This is a genomic window from Pseudomonas sp. 9.1(2019), from assembly GCF_009910445.1.
Taxonomy (GTDB): domain Bacteria; phylum Pseudomonadota; class Gammaproteobacteria; order Pseudomonadales; family Pseudomonadaceae; genus Aquipseudomonas; species Aquipseudomonas paraversuta.
On the sequence record NZ_VBWF01000005.1, the window covers coordinates 665138 to 689501 of the forward strand.

Here is a 24364-nt window from a genome sequence, read left to right on the forward strand (position 1 = left end):
GAAGGTAAGCAAGATGGTACAGGTCAGAGCACACCAGCCGATCAACACCGACGGCAGTCTCAACCTCGAGGCATGGCTTGATCACGCGGTGAGTGTCGATGCGGCGCTGGACCGTGAAGCCTTGAAGGAAGCGTGCGAGTTTGCGCGTGAGGCGGAACAGCAGGCCAATGCGGCTAAAAACCTGTGGGCCGAAGGCATGTCGAGCTTTCGCACCGGTTTGGAAATCGCCGAGATTCTCGCTGATCTCAAGCTGGATCAAGACTCTCTGGTGGCAGCGATTCTTTACCGCTGTGTTCGCGAAGGGCAGGTGCAGTTGCCTGCCGTCAGTCAGCGCTTTGGTCCGGTGGTGGCCAAACTGATTGATGGCGTGCTGCGCATGGCGGCCATCAGCGCCAGTCTCAGTCCCCGTCAGTCCATGGTGCTGGGCACCCAGGGCCAGGTCGAAAACCTGCGCAAGATGCTGGTCGCCATGGTCGATGACGTGCGTGTGGCACTGATCAAGCTGGCCGAGCGCACCTGCGCCATTCGTGCGGTCAAGAATGCGCCGGATGAAAAGCGCAACCGGGTTGCCCGCGAAGTGTTCGATATTTACGCGCCGCTGGCACACCGTCTGGGTATCGGCCATATCAAGTGGGAACTGGAGGACTTGTCCTTCCGCTACCTCGAGCCTGAACAGTACAAACAGATTGCCACTTTGCTGCATGAGCGCCGGCTTGATCGCGAGCGCTTTATCAGTGACGTGATGAACCAGTTGCGCACTGAACTGGTGGCCACCGGGGTTGACGCCGATATCAGCGGCCGGGCCAAACATATCTATTCCATCTGGCGCAAAATGCAGCGCAAGGGCCTGGCCTTCAGCCAGATCTATGACGTGCGTGCGGTCCGGGTTCTGGTCCCGGAGATGCGCGACTGCTATACCGCGCTGGGTATCGTCCACACGTTGTGGCGACACATTCCCAAAGAGTTCGACGATTACATCGCCAACCCCAAGGAAAACGGCTACCGCTCGCTGCACACTGCGGTGATCGGGCCTGAAGGCAAGGTGCTGGAAGTGCAGATCCGCACCCACGCCATGCACGAAGAAGCGGAGCTGGGGGTTTGCGCACACTGGCGTTACAAGGGCACCGACGTAAAAGCCGGGTCCAACCAGTACGAAGAGAAAATCTCGTGGTTGCGCCAGGTGCTGGAATGGCACGAAGAGCTGGGAGACATTGGCGGCCTTGCCGAGCAGCTGCGGGTCGATATCGAGCCGGACCGGGTTTATATCTTCACCCCTGACGGTCATGCGATCGACTTGCCCAAAGGCTCCACACCGCTGGACTTCGCTTATCGGGTGCATACCGAGATCGGCCACAACTGCCGTGGCGCCAAGATCAACGGGCGCATCGTGCCGCTCAACTACACCCTGCAAACGGGTGAGCAAGTCGAGATCATCACCAGCAAGCACGGCACGCCGAGCCGCGACTGGCTGAACCCGAACCTGGGCTACATCACCACGTCCCGGGCGCGGGCCAAGATCGTTCACTGGTACAAGTTGCAGGCCCGCGACCAGAACGTTGCCGCCGGTAAAACCTTGCTCGAGCGCGAGCTGAGCCGTTTGGGCTTGCCGGGTGTGGACTACGAGAAGCTCGCTGACAAAGCCAACATGCGAACCGCCGAGGACATGTACGCGGCCCTCGGTGCCGGCGATCTGCGGTTGGCGCAACTGATCAACCTGGCGCAACAGCTGGTGGAGCCGGAGCGCGGCAACGAGCAGATGGAGCTCATTCCCCGCAAGGCCACCGGCTACAAGCCGGGCAAGCGTGGAGATATCCAGATCGAGGGCGTGGGCAACCTGCTGACCCAAATGGCCGGATGCTGCCAGCCACTGCCGGGCGATGCGATTGTCGGCTACATCACCCAGGGTCGTGGTGTGAGCATTCACCGTCAGGACTGCGCCTCGGTGCTGCAACTGGGCAGTCGTGAGCCAGAGCGGATCATTCAGGTCAATTGGGGGCCGATCCCGGTCTCGACCTATCCGGTCGATATCGAGATCCGTGCCTACGACCGTTCGGGATTGTTGCGTGACGTGTCCCAGGTGCTGCTCAATGAGCGGATCAACGTGCTGGCGGTCAATACCCGCTCGAACAAGGAGAACAACACGGCGTTGATGTCCTTGACCATCGAGATCCCGGGGCTGGATGCATTGGGGCGTTTGCTGGGGCGGATTTCGCAGCTGCCGAACATCATCGAAACCCGCCGCATAGGGCGCAGCGAGCCACGCTAGCGGCGAGCTTTGAGCAGCAAGCAGCAAGTTAAAGCCGGGCGCGGTCTGTCTTGGTTTTCTCTTGCAGCTTGCCGCTAAAAAACTGAAGGATCCTGATGCATACCTTGGACGATTTGCTGTTTTTGATGACCCGACTGCGGGATCCGCAGTACGGCTGCCCGTGGGATATCAAGCAAACCTACGCCACGATCGTGCCCTATACCCTCGAAGAAGCCTACGAAGTGGCTGATGCCATTGAGCGCAGCGACTTCGAGCATTTACAGGGCGAACTGGGCGATCTGCTGTTTCAGGTGGTGTATTACAGCCAGCTGGCCCGCGAAGAAGGGCGGTTTGAATTCGCCGGGGTGATCGACAGCATTACCCGCAAGCTGATTCGTCGTCATCCCCATGTATTCCCGACTGGCGATCTGTATGCGCCGCTGGATGTGCCGCGCCTGAGCGAAGAGCAGGTCAAGGTGCGCTGGGATGAGATCAAGGCCCAGGAGCGAGCAGAAAAGTCTGCGGCACCCGAGCAGTTGTCGTTGCTCGATGACGTGCCTGTGGCCTTGCCGGCCTTGTCCCGGGCCGCCAAGTTACAAAAGCGCGCGGCTCAGGTCGGGTTTGACTGGCCTGCTGCTTTGCCGGTACTGGACAAGGTTCGTGAAGAGCTGGACGAAGTGCTGGAGGCCATGGCGGATAACGATTCGGTGGCGATCCATGATGAGATTGGAGACCTGCTGTTTTCAGTGGTAAACCTCGCCCGGCACCTTAAAGTTGATCCCGAAACAGCCTTGCGCGGTGCCAATGCTAAATTTGACCGACGTTTCCGGTTTATTGAGCAGGCATTGCGCGATACCCTGCGTCCCATTGAAGATTGCACCCTTGAAGACCTGGACGCCCTGTGGGGCGAAGCCAAGCGTCAGGAAAAGAATTTACCCAGCTGCGGCTGAGTTTGCCTAAGTGAGTAAGTAGATGAGCATTTCCCTACGCGACCAGTTGCTCAAAGCCGGACTGGTCAACGAGAAGCAGGCCAAACAGGCCGGCAAAGAAAAGCAAAAGCAGCAACGCCTGGTACACAAAGGCCAGATTGAGCAGGACGATACTCAGCAGCGTCTGGCTGCCGAAGCCAAGGCCGAAAAGGTCAAGCGCGACCAGGAGCTCAATCGTCAGCAACAGGAAAAGGTCGAGCAAAAGGCCCGCGCGGCGCAGATCAAGCAACTGATCGAAGTATCGCGTCTGCCCAAGCTGACCACCGAGGACTATTACAACTTCGTTGACGACAAGAAGGTCAAGCGCCTGTCGGTCAACACCTTGATGCGCAACAAGCTGGCCAATGGTTCGCTGGCAATTGTGCAGCACCAGGGTGGTTACGAAGTGATTCCCCGTGAGGCCGCACTGAAGATCCAGGAGCGCGACCCGCGCCGTATTGTCCAGCTCAACATCCTGGTGGAGTCGAAGACGCCGGAAGAAGACGATCCGTACGCGGCTTATCAGATTCCGGACGACCTGATGTGGTAACCCCGCAGGAGCGAGCTCGCTCCTGCAGGTGTTGATTGCCCCGGATACGACAAACCCCGCTTCGGCGGGGTTTGTGTTTTTCAAGTCTGTGGTTTTAGTGACTCATGCCTGATGTTTCTGCGCTTCCAGCTTTTCCAGCTCAGCCTTGTAGCTTTGAGCGTCGCTTTCGCGGTGGAACATACCAACCAGTACGTCTTCCTGATGCACGTCCCACAGGTGAATACCGTGGGCCACAAGCTGGTGGAACATACGTGAATCGTCGCGTTCAGTTACTTTGATAGTCATCTGCTTGCTCCAAATTCTGATGGGGATCTGCGGCAAGGCGTCGCAGGTCTTCTTTATAGAATTTGTTAGCTTCCTAAGTAAATAGCCAATTGTCATGCTGTCATGTTGTTAAAAACGTCATATCGCTGCAGCCCTTTAACTACGGGGTGTTTACGAAATGATCCAATAGTTTTATGACAAATGTTTCATGTTGGAAGGCTTTCTGATGGCAGGAGAGGCGGCTCCTGCGGGGATAGCGCTTTGCACTCAGATATGAGGTTCAGAAACGAAAAAACCTCGCCGAAGCGAGGTTTTGTCTTACAGCTTGCAGCTCAGGGCTTGCCGCTTAGTTGCCCTTGACTGTTTTGCCATTCACCGTGCCGTCCAGCAGCATGATGTTGTATTCCTTGCCGTCTTTTTCGACCTGACGCAGTTTTACCAGCAGACCATCCCAGTTCTTGGCGAACCACATTTCAGTGATGCGCTTGTTCTGGGACGGGTCGCGAACACGTTCGACCTTGATCGCGTCTACCTTGCCGGCTTTGGTCTCGACCACTTCCGGGCCGATGACGCGGAAGTCATAGGTATCCACATCGTTGCCATCGACCACCTGATAGCTCATCGACTTTTTGCCCGCAGCCACATCGCGCTGCAGGGCCAGTTGGTAGGTGGACTTGTCGAGCATGCCGGTCAGCAACTTCACGTTTACCGGCTCTTTATTGTCGGTGCCGGTGACGGTCATGTCGGACCAGTCGAAATTGAGATCGATGTTCTTGGCCTTGCCCAGACCGCCACGTTCGAAGTGGTAGGTCAGCGGAACCGGCTTGTCTTTTTCCAGCTTGAGGGTGCTTTCTTCGTTCAGGCTGGCCACCAGCATCGAGGCCTTGAAGTTCAAGGTCCAGTTGCCGTCGCTGTTTTTAGTCAGGCTACGCTCGGCAGAACCGCTCATCGGCAACTGTTTCCAGTCTGCGGTGTAGCTGGCGTTGAAAGGCTGAAGATCGGCCGCCTGCACTGCTGGAATAGTCAGCAGGCTGAGGGCGAGGAGCAGGGCACGACGCATAATGTCTCCTAGGTTCGTATCAAGTGGCCGCTGGCCGCAAGTAATTGACCGTCTAATAATGCGCCTTGCTCGTCAAGTGCCAAACGACCTTCGGCAAACCAGCGCACTGCAAGCGGATAAATCCGGTGTTCCTGGGTATGAACCCGTTGCGCCAGACTGTGTGGCGAGTCGTCGGACTTTACCGGCACTACTGCCTGTACGACCAGAGGCCCGCCATCGAGTTCCTCGGTTACAAAGTGCACGCTGCAGCCGTGCTCGCGATCACCCGCCTCCAGCGCGCGCTGATGGGTATGCAAGCCTTTGTATTTGGGCAGCAACGAGGGGTGGATATTGAGCAGGCGACCCTGATAGTGGCGTACGAAGTCTGCGCTGAGAATGCGCATGAATCCGGCCAGAACCACCAGTTGCGGTTTGAAAGTGTCAATGACTTCGATCAGTGCAGCATCGAAGGCCTCGCGGCCCTCGAATGCTTTGTGATCCAGTACGCAGGTATCGATACCTGCGTCTTTGGCGCGTTGCAGGCCGTAGGCATCTGCGCGGTTGGAAATCACCGCGCGAATTTTAGCCGGGCTGTCCTTGATGTCATTGCTGTCGATCAAGGCCTGCAAGTTGCTGCCGGTGCCGGAAAGCAGCACCACTACATCACAGGTGTCAGGCATTAGTGCGCCTTGAGGTTTTGCAGCTCAACTTGTGGCGCGCCTTCGGCGGCCGTTTCGATATGGCCGATCACCCATGGCTGCTCGCCAGCTTCACGCAGTACGTTCAGGGCGGTCTCTACGTCGGCCTGGGCTACGCAGATCACCATGCCTACGCCGCAGTTCAGCACGCGATGCATTTCGGTTTCGGCCACGTTGCCTTTTTCCTGCAACCAGTCGAATACCGCCGGGCGCTGCCAGCTGGCAACATCAACTACCGCCTGAGCGCCTTTTGGCAGAACGCGCGGGATGTTGTCGAGCAGGCCGCCACCGGTGATGTGGGCCATGGCTTTGACAACGCCGGTGTCTTTGATCAGCTTGAGCAGCGGCTTGACGTAGATGCGGGTCGGAGCCATCAGCAGATCGGTCAGCGGCTTGCCGTCGAGCTGGATATTTTCGATGTCGGCACCGGACACTTCGATGATCTTGCGGATCAGCGAGTAACCGTTGGAGTGCGGGCCCGAAGATGGCAGGGCGAGCAGGGCATCACCGGCAGCAACCCGGGAGCCGTCGATGATTTCGGACTTCTCTACAACGCCAACGCAGAAACCGGCCAGGTCGTAGTCTTCGCCTTCGTACATGCCCGGCATTTCAGCGGTTTCGCCGCCTACCAGCGAGCAGCCGGACAGTTCACAGCCAGCGCCGATACCGGTAACCACCTGGGTCGCGGTTTCTACGTTGAGCTTGCCGGTGGCGTAGTAATCGAGGAAGAACAGTGGCTCTGCGCCGCACACGATCAGGTCGTTAACGCACATTGCAACCAGGTCGATGCCGATGCTGTCGTGTTTGTTCAGGTTCAGTGCCAGGCGCAGCTTGGTACCTACACCGTCGGTGCCGGAAACCAGAACAGGCTGCTTGTAGCCAGCCGGAATTTCGCAGAGGGCGCCAAAACCGCCGAGGCCGCCCATCACTTCCGGGCGTGCAGTGCGCTTGGCCACGCTCTTGATGCGTTCGACCAATGCTTCACCGGCGTCGATGTCTACACCGGCGTCTTTGTAGCTCAGGGATGGTTGCTTGCTCATAATCCAGGCCTTTAGGGGGGATTCGGGGGTATCGACCGAGTTCAGAGGGCTGGCTTGCACGTGCTCAGGTATTGAACGGAGCATTTACATGGCGCCCGGCTGTTGCCGGTCTGCGAAGGCGCGCGATTTTATCAGGCTTGAAGGGCAGCGGCCATCCTCGGGCCGACAGGCAGGGTTATATCTGTCGAAAAAAACCTTTTTTAGTCGTATTAGGGTCTGTGCCCGGGCCTGTATAAGGTATAGATGTCTGGTTTCTATTTGTTATACCGAATGAAAACTGCTGGGTTGGGGTGAATGATTCGGCTGCGGCCCTGTCTGAAGCCTTGTCGAGTGTTTTTATACGGCTTTTATAGTGTCTTTTGCCGTCGGGAATTTTTCATGCGCTTTCATCAATTTTTAGCTGTGGGCTGTTTGTCATTTTTTAGCCTGGCCAGTCACGCCGAAATTCTGACCGGTCTGTATCAAGTTCGGGAACCGGTCTCCAGTCAAACGCCAGAAGAACGTACCCAGGCCACGCAAAAGGCCCTGGAAACCCTGGTTTTGCGCCTCACGGGCGATGCCAAGGCTGTACAGAACCCGGCGCTGGAAGCGATTCGCAAAGACCCGCAGCAAATCATCAGCCAATACGGTTATGACGCAGGCCCGCCCGAAAGCCTGCAAGTTGACTTCGATCCTGTGAGCACTGACCGGGCTCTGCGCCAGGCCGGATTGTCGCTGTGGGGCACCAACCGTCCGGCGCTGCTCGGCTGGTGGTTGAATGATTCGGTTGACGGATCGAGCCTGGTCGGTGATGGCCAGTCGGCTGCCGGACCTTTGCGGCTCGCGGCGCAACACCGCGGTCTGCCGCTGCGCCTGCCGTTGGCGGACTTGAGTGAGCAACTGGTCGGAACTGCGGAAAATCTCGAGGGCAGTAACCCGGCCCCCTTGAAGGATGCTTCCGAGCGTTACGGCGCAGATGCGTTGCTGGCCGTGCATGCCCGTGAGGATGATGGCAAGTGGAGCGCCAAGTGGCGTCTATGGGTTGGCGATCAGCAAGAACAAGGCACTGCTGAAGCGTCCGATCAGGCCGCTCTGGCTGATGCGGTGATGCTGGCCGTGAGTCAGCGGCTGGCCCCGCGCTATGCAGTCAAGCCCGGTATTTCCACTGAGCAGTTGCTGCAGGTGCAGGGCATGACGCTGGAGCGTTACGCGCAGTTGGGGCGTTTGCTCGAGCCGTTTGGTGGTCAGCTCAAAAGCGTCGAGGGTGACCGCATTGTTTATCAGGTCAACGGTAGTGCCGAACAGTTGCGCTCACAGCTGGGCCTGGCCCAGTTGCATGAAGTGACTGCTGATCAGGCGCAGGGCGCAACTGATGCGCCGGGCGTGCAGTTACGGTTTCGCTGGTAGGTTTTTTTCTTCTATATAAAGGATGGGTAGTTCATGGCAGATTCGCGGCGTTGGGTATGGTGGGGCGTAGCGTTTGCAGCGGCCTTGTTCGTGTATTTTTTGCATCCAATACTCACGCCGTTTCTGGTCGCGATCGTTCTGGCCTACATGTTCGACCCTGTGGTTGATCGTCTTGAAAAGTACGGTTTTTCAAGAACCTGGGGCGTCGTCACGGTTTTCGCGCTGTTCACCGTCATTTTCATGACTCTGCTCCTGGTGTTGGTGCCGTTGCTGGCCAAGCAGTTGCTGAAACTCTATCAATTGGCACCTCTGGTGCTGGATTGGCTGCAGCACACGGCCATGCCCTGGGTACAGGCCAAGTTCGGGTTGAGTGACGGCTTCTGGCAGTTTGACAAGATCAAGGCGGCGATCACCGAGCACGTGGGGCAGGCCGGCGACATCGTCGGGGTGGTGTTGTCCAAGGCGACCGCTTCAAGTCTGGCGCTGGTAGGCTTTCTGGCGAATCTGGTGCTGATTCCGGTGGTGGCGTTTTACCTGTTGCGGGACTGGAACATCTTGCTGGAAAAAATCCGCAATTTGCTGCCGCGTGACAGTGAAGAGCGGATTGTGTCCCTGGCCAAAGAATGTCACGACGTACTCGGTGCGTTTGTTCGCGGTCAGTTGCTGGTGATGCTGGCGCTGGGGGTTATCTACTCGGCCGGGCTGATGCTGGTCGGGCTTGAGCTGGGGCTGTTGATTGGACTGATGGCAGGTCTGGCGGCCATCGTGCCCTACATGGGCTTTATCATCGGGATCGGCGCGGCGTTGACCGCAGGCCTGTTCCAGTTCGGCGGTGACCTGTACCCGATGCTCGGCATCGTGGCGGTGTTCATGGTCGGGCAGGCGCTGGAAGGCATGGTGCTCACGCCATTGCTGGTGGGAGACCGGATCGGCCTGCACCCGGTAGCGGTGATCTTTGCCATTCTGGCCGGTGGCGAGCTGTTCGGTTTTACCGGGGTGTTGCTGGCGCTGCCGGTGGCGGCCGTGATCATGGTGCTTGTGCGCCATGTGCAGGATGCGTACAAGGACTCCCAGGTATACAAAGGCGATGAGGATCCTCAGCTGTAACGGTGTGAGGGTTTGACGAAGGCCGGTTCATTCTGCAATGAACCGGCCTTTTTTCTTCCCCCGTGATTTTGCCTATCCATGAGATAAAGCTCATTCAATCCAAGACCTTAACGCAAACCTTTGATTTTGTTCGTGGTCTGTTACATTGTGCGCCCGGCTACACGGGTATAAACTTTGCAAACTTTACACAGAGGCCACTAACGGTTCGTTTGAACTGTTCAGTCAGCATGAAACCGATTCAGCTGCCCCTAGGTGTGCGTCTGCGTGATGACGCTACCTTCATAAACTACTATCCAGGCGCCAATGCCGCTGCACTAGGCTATGTCGAGCGTCTGTGCGAAGCCGACGCCGGCTGGACAGAAAGCCTGATCTATCTTTGGGGCAAGCAGGGCGTAGGCCGTACGCACTTGCTACAGGCTGCATGCCTGCGCTTTGAACAGATGGGGGAGCCGGCAGTCTATCTGCCGCTGGCCGAGTTGCAGGATCGCGGGATTGAAATCCTCGATAACCTTGAACAGTACGAGCTGGTCTGCCTGGACGACCTGCAGGCGGTGGCCGGACGTGCTGATTGGGAAGAAGCGCTGTTTCACCTGTTCAATCGTCTGCGCGACAGCGGGCGCCGCCTGTTGATTGCAGCTTCGGCATCGCCCCGTGAGTTGCCGATCAAGCTGGCCGACCTCAAGTCACGTCTGACCATGGCTCTGGTTTTCCAGATGCGCCCCCTGTCCGATGAAGACAAATTGCGCGCCTTGCAATTGCGTGCATCCCGTCGCGGCCTGCACCTGACCGACGAGGTGGGGCATTTTATCCTCACCCGCGGTACCCGCAGCATGAGCGCGCTGTTTGATCTGCTGGAGCGGCTTGATCAGGCGTCCCTGCAAGCGCAACGCAAGCTGACCATCCCCTTCCTGAAAGAAACCCTCGGCTGGTAACTCGCCCTCGTTCGTCCACGCCTTGTCATGTGTGCCTGCAGGGCTGCTGACAATATTCAGGCGTCAGAAAACCTGCGTGGCAGAGGGCTGCGCGCACAAAATCGATTGTCAGGGGTGTAAAGTCTTAGATGTCATGACAAAACGCTCAGGTCACATTTAGATCGATTGAATTTGCAAATGAGGATCATAGAAGGCATAGTCGCGGCTACTTTTCTTTCAAGCCACGGTCGTGCCCATGCTAAAGCGCTTCGCACCCCTCGTGCCCCTCGCACTCGTTACCCTGTTGTTCGGCTGCGCTGCACACACACCAGTGTCACAGCAAGTTGTGCAACAACAGGTTCAAAAGCCATCAGCGTCCCAGGCTTCCGCTGTTTATCAGGAAGAACTGGCGACTGAAAAAGAACTGGCCCAATTTTCCGCCAACAGCAAGCCTTATGAACTGCCAGCCCTGGCTGACAGCATTCTTGAGCGTGGCATGTCCTTGATCGGTACCCGTTACCGTTTTGGCGGCACCTCTGAGGCAGGCTTTGATTGCAGCGGGTTCATCGGCTACCTGTTCAAAGAAGAAGCGGGCATGCAACTGCCCCGTTCAACGCGGGAAATGATCAACGTAAAAGCACCGTTGGTCGCGCGAAACAACCTCAAGCCGGGTGACTTGCTGTTCTTCAGCACCAATGGTCGCGGCCGTGTCAGCCATGCCGGGATTTACCTGGGCGATGACCAGTTTATTCACTCCAGCAGCCGCCGTAGCGGTGGTGTGCGGATCGACAGCCTGGGCGATACCTACTGGAACAAGACCTTTATGGAAGCCAAGCGTGCATTGGCGATGGCGCCTACAAACGTTGTAGCGCGCAAGTAAAGTTAAAGTCTTACTTGAAGTTTGGCCTCTAAGGTCTAGAATTCAGTCGCATAGTTAATTCCTGAAGCCGCGAAGGTGCCCCCTGTCGCGGTTTCGGGTTTCGCGGCCCCAGTAGCCGTATCCAGAATCAGGAACATTCTGTTTATGTCGACCATGGCCCGCGTTGCCCTTCTGACTCTAGCAGCACTGCTCAGTGCCTGCGCCAGCCACCCCCCGCCAGCCCCCGTGGTGCAAAAGCAGGTGGTGTTTTCCAACTCCCCTGAAGACGCTTCGCCGATTGCTACGGATGTGCTGTTCCGTGCCCTGGGGCTGGTCGGTACGCCTTATCGCTGGGGCGGTAATACCCCGGATTCCGGTTTTGATTGCAGTGGTTTGATCAAGTACGTCTACAACGATGCCGCAGGTATTTCCTTGCCCCGTACCACTCGCGAGATGATCGTGATGCGGGTGCAGAGTGTTGGCAAAGACAAGCTGCAAACCGGTGACTTGCTGTTTTTCGCTACCAGTGGTGGTTCCCGGGTCAGTCATGCCGGGATTTATGTCGGCGAGGGCCGCTTCGTGCATGCGCCTGCAACAGGCGGCACGGTCAAGCTGGACAGCCTGAACAAGGCCTACTGGCAGAAAGCCTATCTGGAGGCCAAGCGTGTACTGCCGACCGAGCAGCATCTGGCCCACAACCCGTAAGCCAAAGCCGAACCAGTAGGAGCGAGCCCTTGAGCGGCTCGCTCCTGTAGTTTATTTCCCGGACACCCGCCAGATCTTGTTGCCAACATCATCGGCAACCAGCAGATCCCCCTGTTTATCAATCACTACCCCTACCGGGCGGCCCATGGCTTTCTCATCGGCATTGAGAAAACCGGTCAGCACGTCCACCGGCATGCCGGCAGGTTTGCCTTCAGTGAACGGCACGAAAATCACTTTATAGCCACTGTGGGGTTTGCGGTTCCAGGAGCCGTGCTGGCCAATAAATGCGCCCTCGGTAAAGTTGGGCAGCTTGCTGTTTGTCGCAAAACTGAGCCCCAGGGATGCCGTATGCGGGCCCACGGCATAGTCCGGCGCGATGGCTTTGGCCACCAGCTCCGGGTTTTGTGGATTAACCCGTGTATCCACGTGTTGCCCGTAGTAGCTGAAAGGCCAGCCATAGAAGCCGCCATCCTGTACCGAGGTGATGTAGTCAGGCACCAGATCGCTGCCGATTTCGTCGCGTTCGTTAACCGCAGTCCAGAGTTTTCCTGATTTGGGCTCCCAGTCCATGCCGTTGGGGTTGCGCAGGCCCGAAGCGAAAATACGGTGGCTGCCGGTAGCCGGGTCCACTTCCCAGATCGCGGCGCGGCCTTGCTCTTTGTCCAGGCCGTTTTCGCCCACGTTACTGTTGGAACCCACGCTGACATAGAGTTTTTTGCCATCCGGGCTGGCGATGACGTTTTTGGTCCAGTGGTGGTTCAGCGGGCCGCCGGGCAGGTCGACGACCTTGGTCGGCGGGGCGCTGATGGATTGCTCGCCGGCCTGATAGGGGAAGCGCAGCAGTTTGTCGGCGTCTGCGACATACAGATCATTGCCCACCAGGGTCATGCCGAACGGGGAGTTGAGCTTATCGATAAAAACCGTGCGGGTTTCTGCCACGCCGTCATGGTTGCTGTCGCGCAGCAGCGTGATCCTGTTGGCGCTGGGGACTGCGGCCCCGGCCCGGCCCATGACTTTCTCCATCACCCAGCCGCGGATACCCTTGCTGTCATCCGGCTTGGGCGGTGCATTGGTTTCTGCCACCAGCACATCACCATTGGGTAGCACGTAGAGCCAGCGGGGGTGGTCAAGACCTTCGGCGAAGGCTGCCACTTTCAGTCCCTGGGCGGCAGTCGGCGTAGTGCCCTCGGGCCAGCCTATGGCCGGTGCGATGTTGACTGTCGGAATCAGCGTCTTGTTCGGTTCCGGCAGCTTGGGTGAAGGGCCGGTGCCATCCACCACTTGCAGGGTCGAACTCTCGCCACAGGCGGCCAACCCTGCTGCAAGTACGATGACAATGGCGTGCTGGCGCTTGAGCATGAAGATCTCCATCAGTTCTTGGGCTTGTCAGTCATAGAGGAGCGTAGCTGCTCAAAGGTTCAAGTCGTTGCTGCCGGCTTTAATTGACGCTCCACCCCCAACCCTCTAACCTTCGCGGCTTGTTTCAGGTGCTCTGTGGCCAAAGGTCGACAGGGTGAAACAGGGAAGCCGGTGAGGGCGTGTTTGATCCACACAACCGCTTTGATCCCGGCGCTGCCCCCGCAACGGTAAATGAGTAAAGGCTGCGCTCGATGTCACTGTGTTTTTGCACGGGAAGACGCGTGGTCAGGGTTGCTCCGTCTGGAGTATCCCGCTTGTGAGCCCGGAGACCGGCCTGATCCATCCAACACCTCGCGGCGGGCGATGGTGTGCTTTTTGTTGCAATGTCCCCCGCCTCCCGTTTGCATGATTGAGCCCCAACGGAGAGCTGCCATGAACGAATCCCCCGAACGCGACGAACGTCACCAGGCGCGCATGCTGCGCAAAAAAGCCGTAATGGATGAGCGCATTGCCAGCGCCCCTAACGAGTGCGGGCTGCTGCTGGTACTGACCGGCAACGGTAAAGGCAAAAGCAGTTCGGCCTTTGGCATGCTGGCACGGGCCATGGGCCACGGCATGCAGTGCGGTGTGGTGCAATTCATCAAGGGTCGCAACAGCACCGGCGAAGAGATTTTCTTCCGCCGTTTCCCGGAACAGGTGCGTTACCACGTGATGGGTGAAGGCTTTACCTGGGAAACCCAGGATCGCCAGCGTGATATCGCCGCGGCCGAGGCTGCGTGGGAAGTATCCCGCGAGATGCTGCGCGACCCCTCCATCGGTCTGGTGGTGCTGGATGAACTGAATATTGCGCTCAAGCACGGCTATCTCGACCTCGAGCAAGTGTTGAGCGACCTGCAAGCCCGTCCGCCGATGCAGCATGTATTGGTCACCGGACGCGGCGCTAAACCTGAACTGATAGACCTGGCCGATACCGTGACCGAAATGGGTGTGATCAAACATGCCTTCCAGTCCGGGATCAAAGCCCAGAAAGGCATCGAATTGTGAGTGTTCAAGCATGAGAGAGTCGCGTCATTGCCCGGCGGTATTGATCGCCGCACCGGCCTCGGGCCAGGGCAAGACCACCGTCACCGCCGCCCTGGCCCGATTGCATCGCAATCAAGGGCGCAAGGTGCGGGTATTCAAGTGTGGCCCGGATTTTCTCGATCCCATGATCCTCGAGCGCGCCAGCGGGGCGCCGGTGTATCAGGTGGATTTGTGGATGGTGGGCGCCGATGAAAGCCGCCGCCTGTTGTGGGAAGCCGCAGGTGAAGCGGACCTGATTCTGATTGAAGGGGTGATGGGCTTGTTCGACGGCACGCCGTCCAGCGCTGATCTGGCGCGTCATTTTGGCGTGCCGGTGTTGGGCGTGATTGATGGCACCGCCATGGCCCAGACCTTTGGTGCGCTGGCGTTGGGCCTGGCGCGGTATCAGCCGGACTTGCCGTTTGCCGGGGTGCTGGCCAACCGCGTCGGTACCGTGCGCCATGCGCAGTTGCTGGAGGGAAGCCTGACTGAAGGTCTGCGCTGGTATGGCGCGCTGTCCCGTGAAACCGCAATCGAACTGCCAAGCCGTCACCTGGGCCTGGTCCAGGCCAGCGAGTTGAATGATCTGGATGCACGCCTTGATGCGGCAGCCGCAGCCCTGGCCAGCACCTGTGAGGTAGCGCTGCCACCGGCGGTGGAGTTCGCTGCACCGCAGTTGGTACCTGCCGAGCCATTATTGGCCGGAGTGCGTATTGCCGTGGCCCGGGATGAAGCCTTCGCCTTCACCTATGGCGCGAGCCTGGCGCTGTTGCGGGACATGGGCGCCGAATTGCTGTTCTTCTCGCCGATTCACGATGCCCGCTTGCCCGAGGCTGACAGTCTGTATTTGCCGGGCGGTTATCCTGAACTGCATCACCTTGAGCTGTCGCGTAATACGCCGATGCTGCAGGCCATTCGCGCGCACCATGCTGCGGGCAAACCCTTGCTTGCGGAATGCGGTGGCATGCTCTATCTGCTGGATGCCCTGACCGACGTCGACGGCCAGCGTGCCGAGCTGGTGGGGCTGCTGGCCGGTGAAGCGACCATGCAAAAGCGCCTGGCGGCACTGGCGTTGCAGGCGGTCGAGATGCCCGAAGGGCTGCTGCGCGGTCACACCTACCATCACTCGTTGACCACTACTGAGCTTGAGCCCATTGCCCGGGGCCTGAGCCCCAATGGCGGGCGTGGTGCTGAAGCGGTGTATCGTGACGGGCGGATGACAGCGTCTTATGTGCACTTTTACTTTCCGTCCAATCCCCAGGCCATTGCTGCGTTGTTCGCGCCCTGTGCCGTGAAGGTGTCATGAGCGACAACGCATTCAGTCCTGACGAGCGAGCCGCTGTCTATCGCGCCATCGCCGAACGCCGCGACATGCGGCACTTCAGCGGTGGCACGGTGGCTCCTCAACTGTTATCACGGCTGCTTGAAGCCGCGCATCAGGCCCCCAGTGTGGGCCTGATGCAGCCGTGGCGGTTCATCCGCATCAGCGATCGCCAGTTGCGCAGCAAGGTGCAAGCCCTGGTGGAAGAAGAGCGGGTACGCACTGCTGAAGCGTTGGGTGAGCGCTCCGATGACTTCATGACCCTCAAAGTAGAGGGGATCAACGATTGCGCCGAAGTGTTGGTGGCTGCGTTGATGGATGACCGTGAGAAGCACATTTTCGGTCGCCGGACCTTGCCGGAGATGGACATGGCATCCTTGTCCTGTGCGATCCAGAACCTGTGGCTGGCCGCCCGGGTCGAGGGCTTGGGCATGGGCTGGGTGTCGCTGTTCGAACCCCGGGCGCTGGCAGAGCTGCTGGGTTTGCCTGCGGGCGCCAAGCCGTTGGCTGTACTGTGCCTGGGCCCGGTCGAGAGCTTTTATCCAGCACCTATGCTGATACTCGAAGGATGGGCCAAAGCGCGTCCCTTGAGTGAACTGGTCTATGAGAATTATTGGGGAGTGAGCCCATGAGTGTGGCGTTGCTGTGCGTCGCCGGAGTGGCACTGGACGCGCTGTTCGGTGAGCCCAAGCGCAGGCATCCACTGGTTGCGTTTGGCCGGATGGCTGAGCGTATCGAACAACGTTTCAATTCCGGTGGCCGGGGCTGGCGCAGCCATGGCGTGACAGCCTGGGTGCTGGCGGTTGTGCCATTTACGATCCTGGCCACAGCCTTGTCGTGGCTGCCTTACATCGGCTGGCTGGTGGACATTCTGGCGCTGTATTGCGCGCTGGGCATGCGCAGTCTGGGCGAGCACGTGCAGCCGGTGGCACAAGCCCTGCGCAGCAATGATCTGGACGAAGCCCGTACCCGGGTCGGCTACCTGGTCAGTCGCCAGACCAGCGAACTGGATGCGACTGAAGTGGCCCGCGCCGCCACTGAATCGGTACTGGAGAACGGCAGCGATGCAGTGTTCGCCGCCTTGTTCTGGTTTGCCGTGGCCGGTGCGCCGGGTGTAGTGCTCTATCGTTTGAGTAATACCCTGGATGCCATGTGGGGCTATCGCAACGAACGCTTCGAGCGTTTTGGCTGGGCGGCTGCGCGGATCGATGATGTGCTGAACTACATTCCTGCGCGTCTGGTTGCCTTGACCTACGCCGTACTGGGTAAAACCCGACTGGCCCTTAAGTGCTGGCGCAAACAGGCGCCGCAATGGGACAGCCCTAATGCGGGGCCGGTGATGGCGGCGGGCGCAGGTGCCCTGGAGGTCGAGTTGGGCGGCCCGGCGATTTACCACGGTGAACTGCACGAGCGCGGGCAATTGGGCGAAGGTGCGCCGGCGGATGCCGATTCGATCAATCGCGGCTGGCAGTTGGTGCAACGCGGGGTGTGGTTGTGGTTATTGATCCTGTGCGTGGGGAGTGAATTCTATGCTTGAGCACGGCGGACGTTTACGCCAGGCAGTCCTGCACTACGGCATTGCCGAGGCCGACTGGCTGGACCTGTCCAGTGGCCTGGCGCCCTGGCCATTCGCAATTCCCGAGATTGATCAGCGTGCCTGGGCGCGCTTGCCGGAAACCGACGACGGGCTTGAGCATGCGGCCTGTGCCTATTACGGCGCACCCAATGTGTTGCCGGTGCCGGGTTCGCAGTGCGCCATTCAGTTGCTGCCGCGCCTGCGTCGGGGGGGCAAGGTCGGTGTACTGTCGCCCTGTTATGCCGAGCACGCTGAGGCATGGCGGCGCAGCGGGCACATCGTGCGCGAAATCATGGAACAGGAAGTCGATTTCTACCTCGATACCCTGGATGTACTGGTGGTGGTTAACCCCAATAACCCCACAGGCTTGAGCCTGTCCGCCGAGCGCCTGCTGGAATGGCACGCCAGGCTGGCCCAGCGCGGAGGCTGGCTGGTGGTGGACGAGGCCTTTATGGACAACACGCCGGATTTGAGTCTGTCGGCCCAGAGCTGGCGTACCGGACTGATTGTGTTGCGCTCCTTCGGCAAGTTCTTTGGCCTGGCCGGCATACGCCTGGGCTTTGTTCTGGCGGAGCTCAAATTGCTCAAATTGCTGGCCGAACAAGTCGGGCCATGGGCCGTCAGCGGGCCGACCCGGATTATCGGTCAGGCCTGCCTGCTAGACACCGCAGCCCAGGCGCTGCAGCGCGAGCGCAGCGTACTGGCCAGCGGGCGTCTGGCGCGATTGCTTGGCGTACATGATTTGCCGCCCCAGGGCGGATGCGCGCTGTTTCAGTGGCTGATTACGCCCCATGCCGACCGTCTTTACGAATTCATGGCCCAGCGCGGCATTTTGCTGCGTCTGTTTGCCCATAACAGCAGCGTACGTTTCGGTCTGCCGGCCACCGAGGCTGACTGGTTGCGGCTGGAGCAGACGTTGCTGGCCTACACCAAGGAAGTTGCATGAGTACTTTGATGGTGCAGGGCACCACCTCCGATGCCGGTAAAAGTACCCTGGTCACGGCCTTGTGCCGCTGGCTGACCCGTGAGGGTGTGCGTGTGGTGCCGTTCAAGCCGCAGAACATGGCACTCAACAGTGCCGTAACCGCTGAGGGCGGCGAGATCGGCCGGGCTCAGGCAGTTCAGGCGCAGGCGGCCGGCCTGGCGCCGCACACGGATATGAATCCGGTGCTGCTCAAGCCCAACAGTGACACCGGCGCGCAAGTGATTATCCATGGTCGTGCGGTGACCAGCATGAACGCGGTGGCCTACCACGACTACAAGGCCATTGCCATGCAGGCGGTGCTGGCCTCGCATCGACGTTTGAGTGCCGAGTACCCGGTGGTGATGGTCGAGGGCGCGGGTTCGCCTGCCGAGATCAACCTGCGTGCCGGTGACATCGCCAACATGGGCTTTGCCGAAGCCGTGGATTGCCCGGTGATCCTGATCGCCGATATCAACCGCGGCGGCGTGTTCGCGCATCTGGTCGGCACTCTGGAGTTGCTCAGCGAAACCGAGCAGGCACGGGTCAAGGGCTTCATCATCAACCGTTTTCGTGGCGACATTGCCTTGCTCCAGCCCGGTCTTGACTGGCTCGAGCAGCGCACGGGCAAGCCGGTGATCGGGGTCTTGCCCTATGTGATGGATTTGCACCTCGAGGCCGAAGACGGCATTGATCAGCGTCAGACCGACAAGGCGGATCAAGTGCTCAGGGTGGTAGTGCCGGTGCTGCCGCGTATCAGTAACCACACCGACTTCGACCCGCTGCGTTTACACCCGCAGGTGGACTTGCAGTTTGTCGGGCCGGGCCAGCCCATCCCGGCTGCAGACTTGATCATTCTGCCGGGCTCCAAGAGCGTGCGCAGCGATCTGGCCTATTTGCGGGCCAATGGCTGGGACACTGCCATCAACCGTCACTTGCGCTATGGCGGCAAGTTGCTGGGGATTTGCGGCGGTTTACAGATGCTCGGCGAGCAGGTTCACGACCCGTTGGGCCTGGAAGGTACTGCGGGTTCAAGCGCGGGGCTGGGGTTGCTGGCATTCAGCACCGAGCTCGCCGCCGAGAAGCAGCTGCGCAATGTGCGCGGGCATCTGGCTCTGGAAAACGCTGAAGTCTGTGGTTACGAAATCCATGCGGGGGTGACTACCGGCGTGGCGCTGGAGCGGCCGGCGGTGCAACTGGAAGATGGCCGCTGTGACGGCGCGCAAAGCGCCGACGGGCAAATTTTCGGCACCTATTTGCATGGCTTGTTCGAGTCGCCTGCGGCCTGCAGTGCCTTGCTGCGCTGGGCCGGCTTGCAGGACGTGCAATCGGTGGATTACCACGCCCTGCGTGAGCGGGATATCGAACGCCTGGCGGACCTGGTGCAAAACCATCTGGATACCGGGCTGCTTCGTCAATTATGCGGGCTCTGATATCCCTGCGGGGGCCCGGCTTGCCTGCGTTAGCGTCAGTGGCCAGAGCGCCTTCTTCTGCTAGAGGTTCCAAAACATGCTGCAACTGATTCTGGGCGGAGCCCGCTCGGGGAAAAGTCGCCTGGCCGAGAAGCTCGCGGCCGGGTCCGGTCTGGCCGTCACCTATATTGCCACCAGCCAGCCGCTGGACGGTGAGATGAACGAGCGCGTGCGTCACCATCGTGAGCGCCGCCCCGGGCATTGGGCGCTGGTTGAAGAGCCGGTGGAGCTGGCCCGGGTAGTGCGCGACAACGCCCGGGCAGATTCTTTTCTGCTGGTGGATTGCCTGACGCTATGGCTGACCAACCTGTTGCTGCTTGAAGATCCACAGCGCCTGAGCGCCGAGCGTGATGCGCTGCTGGAGTGCCTGGCTGAACTGCCGGGTGAAATCGTGTTGGTCAGCAACGAAACCGGAATGGGTGTCGTACCGCTGGGCGAATTGACTCGCCGCTATGTCGATGAAGCCGGTTGGTTGCATCAAGCCTTGGCCGAGCGCTGTCAGCGAGTAGTGCTGACGGTGGCGGGCCTGCCCCTGACGTTGAAAGGAACTGCACTATGAATACCCCGTGGTGGCTGACCCCGTGCAAGCCGGTTGATCATGCAATGTCGATGGCAGCGGCCGAGCGTCAGCAGCAATTGACCAAGCCGGCAGGTTCTTTGGGCCAGCTGGAAGCTTTGGCAGTGCAGCTGGCCGGGTTGCAGGGGCAGTTGAAACCCCGTGCCGATCAAATATGGGTTGCGATTTTTGCAGGTGATCACGGCGTGGTGGCGGAGGGTGTATCGGCCTATCCGCAAGCGGTCACCGGGCAAATGCTGCACAACTTTGTCAGCGGCGGCGCGGCAATCAGCGTGCTGGCCCGTCAGTTGGGCGCGCAACTGGATGTGGTGGATCTGGGCACTGTTACCCCGATGCTCAATCTGGCGGGGGTCCGGCATTTGCAGCTGGGGGCCGGCACGGCCAACTTTGCCACGGGCGCGGCGATGACCGACAGTCAGGGCTTGAAAGCTCTGCAGGCGGGTCGTGACAGCGTATTGCGTGCACTGGCAGCGGGCAGTGAGTTGTTTATCGGCGGTGAAATGGGTATCGGCAATACGGCGTCGGCCAGTGCCGTGGCCTGTGCGCTGCTCGATTGCCCGGCTGCGCATTTGACGGGGCCGGGTACCGGTCTGGATGCGGCGGGTGTGAGCCATAAAGCCCGGGTGATCGATCAGGCGCTGGCGTTCCACGACGGGCTGCTGGATGACCCGTTGCAGACTCTGTTTCGCTTGGGCGGCTTTGAAATTGCAGCCTTGGCCGGGGCCTATGTGGCGTGTGCGCAAGAAGGCCTGGTGGCGCTGGTCGATGGCTTTATTTGCACGGTTGCGGCCATGGTCGCCGTACGCTTGAATCCCGAATGCCGAGAGTGGCTGATCTTCGCCCATCGCGGCGCCGAGCAGGGGCATCGCCATGTGCTGGAAAGCCTGCAGGCACAACCGTTGCTCGACCTCGGCTTGCGCCTGGGCGAGGGCAGCGGTGCTGCGCTGGCGGTCCCCTTGGTGCGTCTTGCCTGCGACCTGCACGGGCAGATGGCGACCTTTGCCGAGGCCTCCGTGGCGGACCGCCCGGCATGAGTGTGCAGCTGGATCTGTTGCGCCATGGTGAAACCGAACTGGGCGGCGGTCTGCGTGGCAGTCTCGATGACGCGCTGACGGCCCTGGGCTGGGAGCAGATGCGGGAGGCGGTCAAAGGCCGCGGGCCGTGGGATCGTATTGTCAGCTCGCCATTGCAGCGTTGTGCCTTGTTCGCGCGGGAATTGAGCCAGCAGCTGGCGTTACCGGTGTCTTTCGACAAGGACCTGCAGGAGCTGCATTTTGGTGCATGGGAAGGCTGTAGTCCTGCCGCGCTGATGGAGACCGATGCCGAGGCGCTGGGCTTGTTCTGGACAGACCCCTACGGCTTTACTCCGCCGCAAGGCGAGCCAGTGCTGGCGTTCTCGGCGCGGGTGCTGTCAGCGGTCAGCCGTTTGCAGCAACAGTTTGCCGGCGAGCGGGTGCTGGTGGTGTGCCACGGCGGGGTGATGAAACTGCTGCTGGCCCGGGCCCGGGGTCTGCCCCGTGAGCACTTGTTGCAGGTGCAGGTGGTCAATGGTGCGCTGTTCGGCCTGCGTGTGACAGCGAGCGGCGTATTGAGCGAAGAGGGTTGAGCATGCTGCCATTCTGGATCGCCCTGCAGTTTTTAAGCAGTTTGCCGATTCGCCTGCCCGGCATGCCTGCGCCGCAGGAGCTGGGGCGTTCGCTGCTGTTCTATCCGCTGGTGGGTTTGTTGTTCGGCCTGTTGCTGTGGGGGCTCAATGGCTTGCTGGCCGGTGCACCGTTAATGCTGCACGGGGCCTTGCTGCTGACGGCGTGGATGCTGCTCAGCGGCGGGCTGCACCTGGACGGTCTGGCTGACAGTGCAGATGCCTGGCTGGGCGGTTTTGGTGATCGCGAGCGCACCCTGAGTATCATGAAAGACCCGCGTAGCGGACCGATTGCCGTGGTCACCCTGGTGTTGCTGTTATTGCTCAAGTTTTGCGCGCTGCTGGCACTGATAGAGCAACAACAGACGGCGGTCTTGCTGATTGTGCCGTTGATCGGCCGCAGCGCTTTGCTGGGAGTGTTCCTTACCACGCCCTATGTTCGTGCCGGTGGCCTGGGGCAGGCGCTGGCTGATCACTTGCCACGCAAGGCGGGATGGCAGGTGCTGGGGCTCAGTGCTGTGGCGTGTGTGGTGATAGCCGGTTATGCAGGGTTGTACGCGCTGGTGCTGGCTGCGCTTGGGTTTGTTTGGCTGCGCAAGGTGATGCTGCGTCGTTTGGCCGGCACCACGGGTGATACCGCCGGCGCCTTGCTTGAATTGCTTGAGGTTCTGCTGTTGGTGGGGCTGGCGCTTATTCAAGTGTGACCCTGCTATGCGTCAGCCTGGATATCCTGAGAAGCCGTATCGCTGGCAAACCGGCTCCCTCAAGGGTGTGTTTATAAATCTTGATTCTGTTTAATTGCGGGTATATACATACAAAATGTTACCGACCCAGTGTTTATGCACCAATCTGCGTCGCGCTTCCCGCGGCATCAGCAGGCATTACGACGGCGCTCTTGATGGCTTCGGGATCAACGTTGCCCAGTATTCCTTGTTGTGTAATCTCAAGCGTCTCGATCAGCCGAGTATTTCCACTCTGGCCGAAGCCATGGGGCTGGATCGCAGTACCTTGGGCCGTAATTTGCGGGTGCTCGAAGCTGCAGGCCTGGTGAAGCTGGCCGAGGGCGAAGACCATCGCAATCGACTGGTGTGCCTGACCAAGGCCGGTGAAGAGCGGCTCGAGGCTGCCCTGCCTGCCTGGGAGGCTGCACAACAGCGTCTGATTGACCGTTTGGGTGAAGACCGGCGTGAACAACTGTTGCAGCTGCTGGATGAGTTGGCGGGCGCGGACTGAGCGCCTGTTTCACGAATAGAAATGGGTATATACCCGCATTAGGAGAATAATAATGACATCGGTGTGGCGTACCAGCGGCTGGGTGCTTTTGGGCAGTGCATTGATTCTGGCGCTGTCCCTGGGGGTAAGGCATGGTTTCGGGCTGTTTCTGCCGCCCATGAGTGCGCAGTTTGGCTGGGGCCGTGAGGTTTTTGCGTTTGCCATCGCCCTGCAAAACCTGATCTGGGGCCTGGCACAACCGTTCACCGGTGCTCTGGCTGACCGTTTCGGTGCAGCCAGGGTGGTGATCATCGGGGGCATTTTGTATGCCGCCGGTTTGATTCTGATGGGCATGTCGGACTCATTGATGACCTTGTCACTGAGTGCGGGGTTGTTGATTGGTATCGGTCTGTCCGGTACTTCTTTTTCGGTGATTCTGGGGGTGGTGGGGCGCGCCTTGCCCCCGGAAAAACGCAGCATGGGCATGGGGATTGCCAGTGCGGCGGGGTCGTTCGGTCAGTTCGCCATGCTGCCAGGCACCCTGGGTTTGATCGGCTGGCTCGGCTGGTCGTCGGCTTTGCTGGTTCTGGGCTTGCTGGTGGCGCTGATCGTGCCCCTGGTGAGCATGCTCAAGGATCGCCCGCTGCCGAGTCTGGGTGGCGAGCAAACCCTCAAGGAAGCCCTGGGTGAGGCCTGCTCGCACTCCGGCTTCTGGTTGTTGTCCTTCGGTTTTTTTGTCTGCGGGTTTCAGGTGGTGTTTATCGGCATCCACCTGCCGGCCTATCTGGTAGATCAGCATCTGCCAGCGACCGTTGGTACGACTGTGCTGGCGCTGATTGGGCTGTTCAATATTTTCGGCACCTACACGGCGGGCTGGCTCGGCGGACGCATGTCCAAGCCGCGTTTGCTGACCGCCCTGTATCTGGCGCGAGCGGTAGTGATTGTGCTGTTTTTGTGGGCACCGGTGACGCAATTCAGCGCCTATCTGTTTGGTATGACCATGGGTTTCTTGTGGCTGTCGACGGTGCCGTTGACCAATGGCACGGTCGCCACTCTGTTTGGTGTGCGTAACCTGTCAATGCTGGGAGGCATCGTGTTCCTGTTCCATCAGTTGGGCGCGTTCCTTGGCGGCTGGCTGGGCGGTGTGGTCTATGATCGAACCGGTAGTTACGATCTGATCTGGCAGGTCTCGATATTCTTGAGTCTATTGGCTGCAGCCTTGAACTGGCCGGTGCGTGAGCGTCCTGTTGCCCGTTTGCAGGCGCAGGGGAGTATGGCGTGAGCTCGATGTGGTTGTGGGTCGCGGGCCTGGGCGGCGGTTCATTGCTGCTGGCTCTGGCGTGGTGGGGCTGGCATCAAGGCGGGCTGGCGCTGATGCAGTTGGGCATGGGTGCTTGCTAGTATGTTGTC

General features: G+C 59.7%; 26 protein-coding genes and 1 riboswitch. Of the genes, 21 read left to right on the forward strand and 5 right to left on the reverse strand.

All coding sequences use genetic code 11. From position 1 onward, the window contains the following. The first annotated feature begins 13 nt into the window (after positions 1 to 13). The 3 genes from relA to FEZ21_RS09145 all read left to right on the forward strand — a co-directional run bounded on the left by relA (position 14) and on the right by FEZ21_RS09145 (position 3763). On the forward strand, positions 14 to 2266 hold the full coding sequence (gene relA / locus FEZ21_RS09135; protein ID WP_003442805.1) for a GTP diphosphokinase: 2253 nt from the start codon (positions 14 to 16) through the stop codon (positions 2264 to 2266). Between the two features lie 95 nt (positions 2267 to 2361). Then, complete coding sequence (gene mazG, locus FEZ21_RS09140) at positions 2362 to 3195, forward strand: nucleoside triphosphate pyrophosphohydrolase (protein ID WP_003442803.1); 834 nt, start codon at positions 2362 to 2364, stop codon at positions 3193 to 3195. A 22-nt stretch (positions 3196 to 3217) separates the two neighbouring features. Further along, positions 3218 to 3763, forward strand: coding sequence for a DUF2058 domain-containing protein (locus FEZ21_RS09145; RefSeq protein ID WP_003442800.1), 546 nt, complete (start codon positions 3218 to 3220; stop codon positions 3761 to 3763). Between the two features lie 102 nt (positions 3764 to 3865). Here FEZ21_RS09145 and FEZ21_RS09150 read toward each other — a convergent pair whose 3' ends face one another. The 4 genes from FEZ21_RS09150 to purM form a co-directional block, all read right to left on the reverse strand. Beyond that, on the reverse strand, positions 3866 to 4048 hold the full coding sequence (locus tag FEZ21_RS09150) for a hypothetical protein (RefSeq protein WP_003442797.1): 183 nt from the start codon (positions 4046 to 4048) through the stop codon (positions 3866 to 3868). A gap of 325 nt (positions 4049 to 4373) precedes the next feature. Next, positions 4374 to 5087 carry a DUF3108 domain-containing protein gene (locus FEZ21_RS09155; RefSeq protein WP_003442792.1) on the reverse strand — a complete coding sequence of 238 codons (714 nt, stop codon included), beginning with the start codon at positions 5085 to 5087 and terminating at the stop codon, positions 4374 to 4376. A gap of 8 nt (positions 5088 to 5095) precedes the next feature. Further along, positions 5096 to 5746: a phosphoribosylglycinamide formyltransferase gene (gene purN, locus FEZ21_RS09160; RefSeq protein WP_003442790.1), complete on the reverse strand. Its 651-nt coding sequence runs from the start codon at positions 5744 to 5746 to the stop codon at positions 5096 to 5098. Continuing rightward, the gene (purM, locus tag FEZ21_RS09165; protein ID WP_003442788.1) at positions 5746 to 6804 is read right to left on the reverse strand and encodes a phosphoribosylformylglycinamidine cyclo-ligase; all 1059 of its coding nucleotides are present in this window, start codon (positions 6802 to 6804) and stop codon (positions 5746 to 5748) included. Before purM ends, purN begins: the two co-directional genes overlap by 1 nt. 378 nt (positions 6805 to 7182) lie before the next feature. Between purM and FEZ21_RS09170 the strand changes: the two genes are divergently transcribed. The 5 genes from FEZ21_RS09170 to FEZ21_RS09190 all read left to right on the forward strand — a co-directional run bounded on the left by FEZ21_RS09170 (position 7183) and on the right by FEZ21_RS09190 (position 11772). After that, positions 7183 to 8190, forward strand: coding sequence for a DUF2066 domain-containing protein (locus FEZ21_RS09170; RefSeq protein ID WP_160626915.1), 1008 nt, complete (start codon positions 7183 to 7185; stop codon positions 8188 to 8190). Positions 8191 to 8223: 33 nt separating this feature from the next. Continuing rightward, positions 8224 to 9297 (forward strand): AI-2E family transporter, encoded by a 1074-nt coding sequence (locus tag FEZ21_RS09175; RefSeq protein ID WP_003442784.1) that lies wholly within the window; start codon positions 8224 to 8226, stop codon positions 9295 to 9297. Between the two features lie 227 nt (positions 9298 to 9524). Next, a complete protein-coding gene (gene hda, locus FEZ21_RS09180; protein WP_003442781.1) occupies positions 9525 to 10229 on the forward strand; it encodes a DnaA regulatory inactivator Hda in 705 nt (234 codons plus the stop codon). A 235-nt stretch (positions 10230 to 10464) separates the two neighbouring features. After that, entirely contained in the window at positions 10465 to 11088 is a 624-nt protein-coding gene (locus FEZ21_RS09185) for a C40 family peptidase (RefSeq protein WP_010655754.1), read from the forward strand. Between the two features lie 144 nt (positions 11089 to 11232). Further along, positions 11233 to 11772, forward strand: a complete 540-nt coding sequence (locus tag FEZ21_RS09190) for a C40 family peptidase (RefSeq protein WP_160626917.1) — start codon at positions 11233 to 11235, stop codon at positions 11770 to 11772. A gap of 51 nt (positions 11773 to 11823) precedes the next feature. Here FEZ21_RS09190 and FEZ21_RS09195 read toward each other — a convergent pair whose 3' ends face one another. Further along, a complete protein-coding gene (locus FEZ21_RS09195) occupies positions 11824 to 13131 on the reverse strand; it encodes a sorbosone dehydrogenase family protein (protein ID WP_037001549.1) in 1308 nt (435 codons plus the stop codon). Positions 13132 to 13240: 109 nt separating this feature from the next. Beyond that, a riboswitch (cobalamin riboswitch) is annotated at positions 13241 to 13484 on the forward strand. Between the two features lie 79 nt (positions 13485 to 13563). On the opposite strand from FEZ21_RS09195, the gene cobO reads away from it, so the two are divergent. The 13 genes from cobO to FEZ21_RS22750 all read left to right on the forward strand — a co-directional run bounded on the left by cobO (position 13564) and on the right by FEZ21_RS22750 (position 24355). Beyond that, positions 13564 to 14175, forward strand: a complete 612-nt coding sequence (gene cobO, locus FEZ21_RS09200) for a cob(I)yrinic acid a,c-diamide adenosyltransferase (protein ID WP_003442773.1) — start codon at positions 13564 to 13566, stop codon at positions 14173 to 14175. Positions 14176 to 14185: 10 nt separating this feature from the next. Next, a complete protein-coding gene (locus tag FEZ21_RS09205; RefSeq protein ID WP_010655756.1) occupies positions 14186 to 15499 on the forward strand; it encodes a cobyrinate a,c-diamide synthase in 1314 nt (437 codons plus the stop codon). Then, positions 15496 to 16146, forward strand: coding sequence for a 5,6-dimethylbenzimidazole synthase (gene bluB / locus FEZ21_RS09210; RefSeq protein WP_003442766.1), 651 nt, complete (start codon positions 15496 to 15498; stop codon positions 16144 to 16146). Before FEZ21_RS09205 ends, bluB begins: the two co-directional genes overlap by 4 nt. Continuing rightward, entirely contained in the window at positions 16143 to 17051 is a 909-nt protein-coding gene (cbiB, locus tag FEZ21_RS09215) for an adenosylcobinamide-phosphate synthase CbiB (protein WP_003442764.1), read from the forward strand. The genes bluB and cbiB overlap by 4 nt, the downstream gene beginning before the upstream one ends. Then, complete coding sequence (gene cobD / locus FEZ21_RS09220; RefSeq protein ID WP_160626919.1) at positions 17044 to 18036, forward strand: threonine-phosphate decarboxylase CobD; 993 nt, start codon at positions 17044 to 17046, stop codon at positions 18034 to 18036. Before cbiB ends, cobD begins: the two co-directional genes overlap by 8 nt. Beyond that, a complete protein-coding gene (locus tag FEZ21_RS09225; protein WP_127196168.1) occupies positions 18033 to 19484 on the forward strand; it encodes a cobyric acid synthase in 1452 nt (483 codons plus the stop codon). Before cobD ends, FEZ21_RS09225 begins: the two co-directional genes overlap by 4 nt. 76 nt (positions 19485 to 19560) lie before the next feature. Then, positions 19561 to 20082: a bifunctional adenosylcobinamide kinase/adenosylcobinamide-phosphate guanylyltransferase gene (cobU, locus tag FEZ21_RS09230; RefSeq protein ID WP_160626921.1), complete on the forward strand. Its 522-nt coding sequence runs from the start codon at positions 19561 to 19563 to the stop codon at positions 20080 to 20082. Further along, the gene (gene cobT, locus FEZ21_RS09235) at positions 20079 to 21134 is read left to right on the forward strand and encodes a nicotinate-nucleotide--dimethylbenzimidazole phosphoribosyltransferase (RefSeq protein ID WP_003442757.1); all 1056 of its coding nucleotides are present in this window, start codon (positions 20079 to 20081) and stop codon (positions 21132 to 21134) included. The genes cobU and cobT overlap by 4 nt, the downstream gene beginning before the upstream one ends. Continuing rightward, positions 21131 to 21706, forward strand: coding sequence for an alpha-ribazole phosphatase family protein (gene cobC / locus FEZ21_RS09240; protein WP_003442755.1), 576 nt, complete (start codon positions 21131 to 21133; stop codon positions 21704 to 21706). Before cobT ends, cobC begins: the two co-directional genes overlap by 4 nt. A 2-nt stretch (positions 21707 to 21708) precedes the next feature. Then, positions 21709 to 22446, forward strand: a complete 738-nt coding sequence (locus FEZ21_RS09245; RefSeq protein WP_160626923.1) for an adenosylcobinamide-GDP ribazoletransferase — start codon at positions 21709 to 21711, stop codon at positions 22444 to 22446. Positions 22447 to 22561: 115 nt separating this feature from the next. After that, positions 22562 to 22975 carry a MarR family winged helix-turn-helix transcriptional regulator gene (locus FEZ21_RS09250; protein WP_003442752.1) on the forward strand — a complete coding sequence of 138 codons (414 nt, stop codon included), beginning with the start codon at positions 22562 to 22564 and terminating at the stop codon, positions 22973 to 22975. A gap of 52 nt (positions 22976 to 23027) precedes the next feature. Further along, positions 23028 to 24236: an MFS transporter gene (locus FEZ21_RS09255; protein WP_010655760.1), complete on the forward strand. Its 1209-nt coding sequence runs from the start codon at positions 23028 to 23030 to the stop codon at positions 24234 to 24236. After that, entirely contained in the window at positions 24233 to 24355 is a 123-nt protein-coding gene (locus FEZ21_RS22750; RefSeq protein WP_003442738.1) for a hypothetical protein, read from the forward strand. Before FEZ21_RS09255 ends, FEZ21_RS22750 begins: the two co-directional genes overlap by 4 nt. The last annotated feature ends 9 nt before the right edge of the window (positions 24356 to 24364 follow it).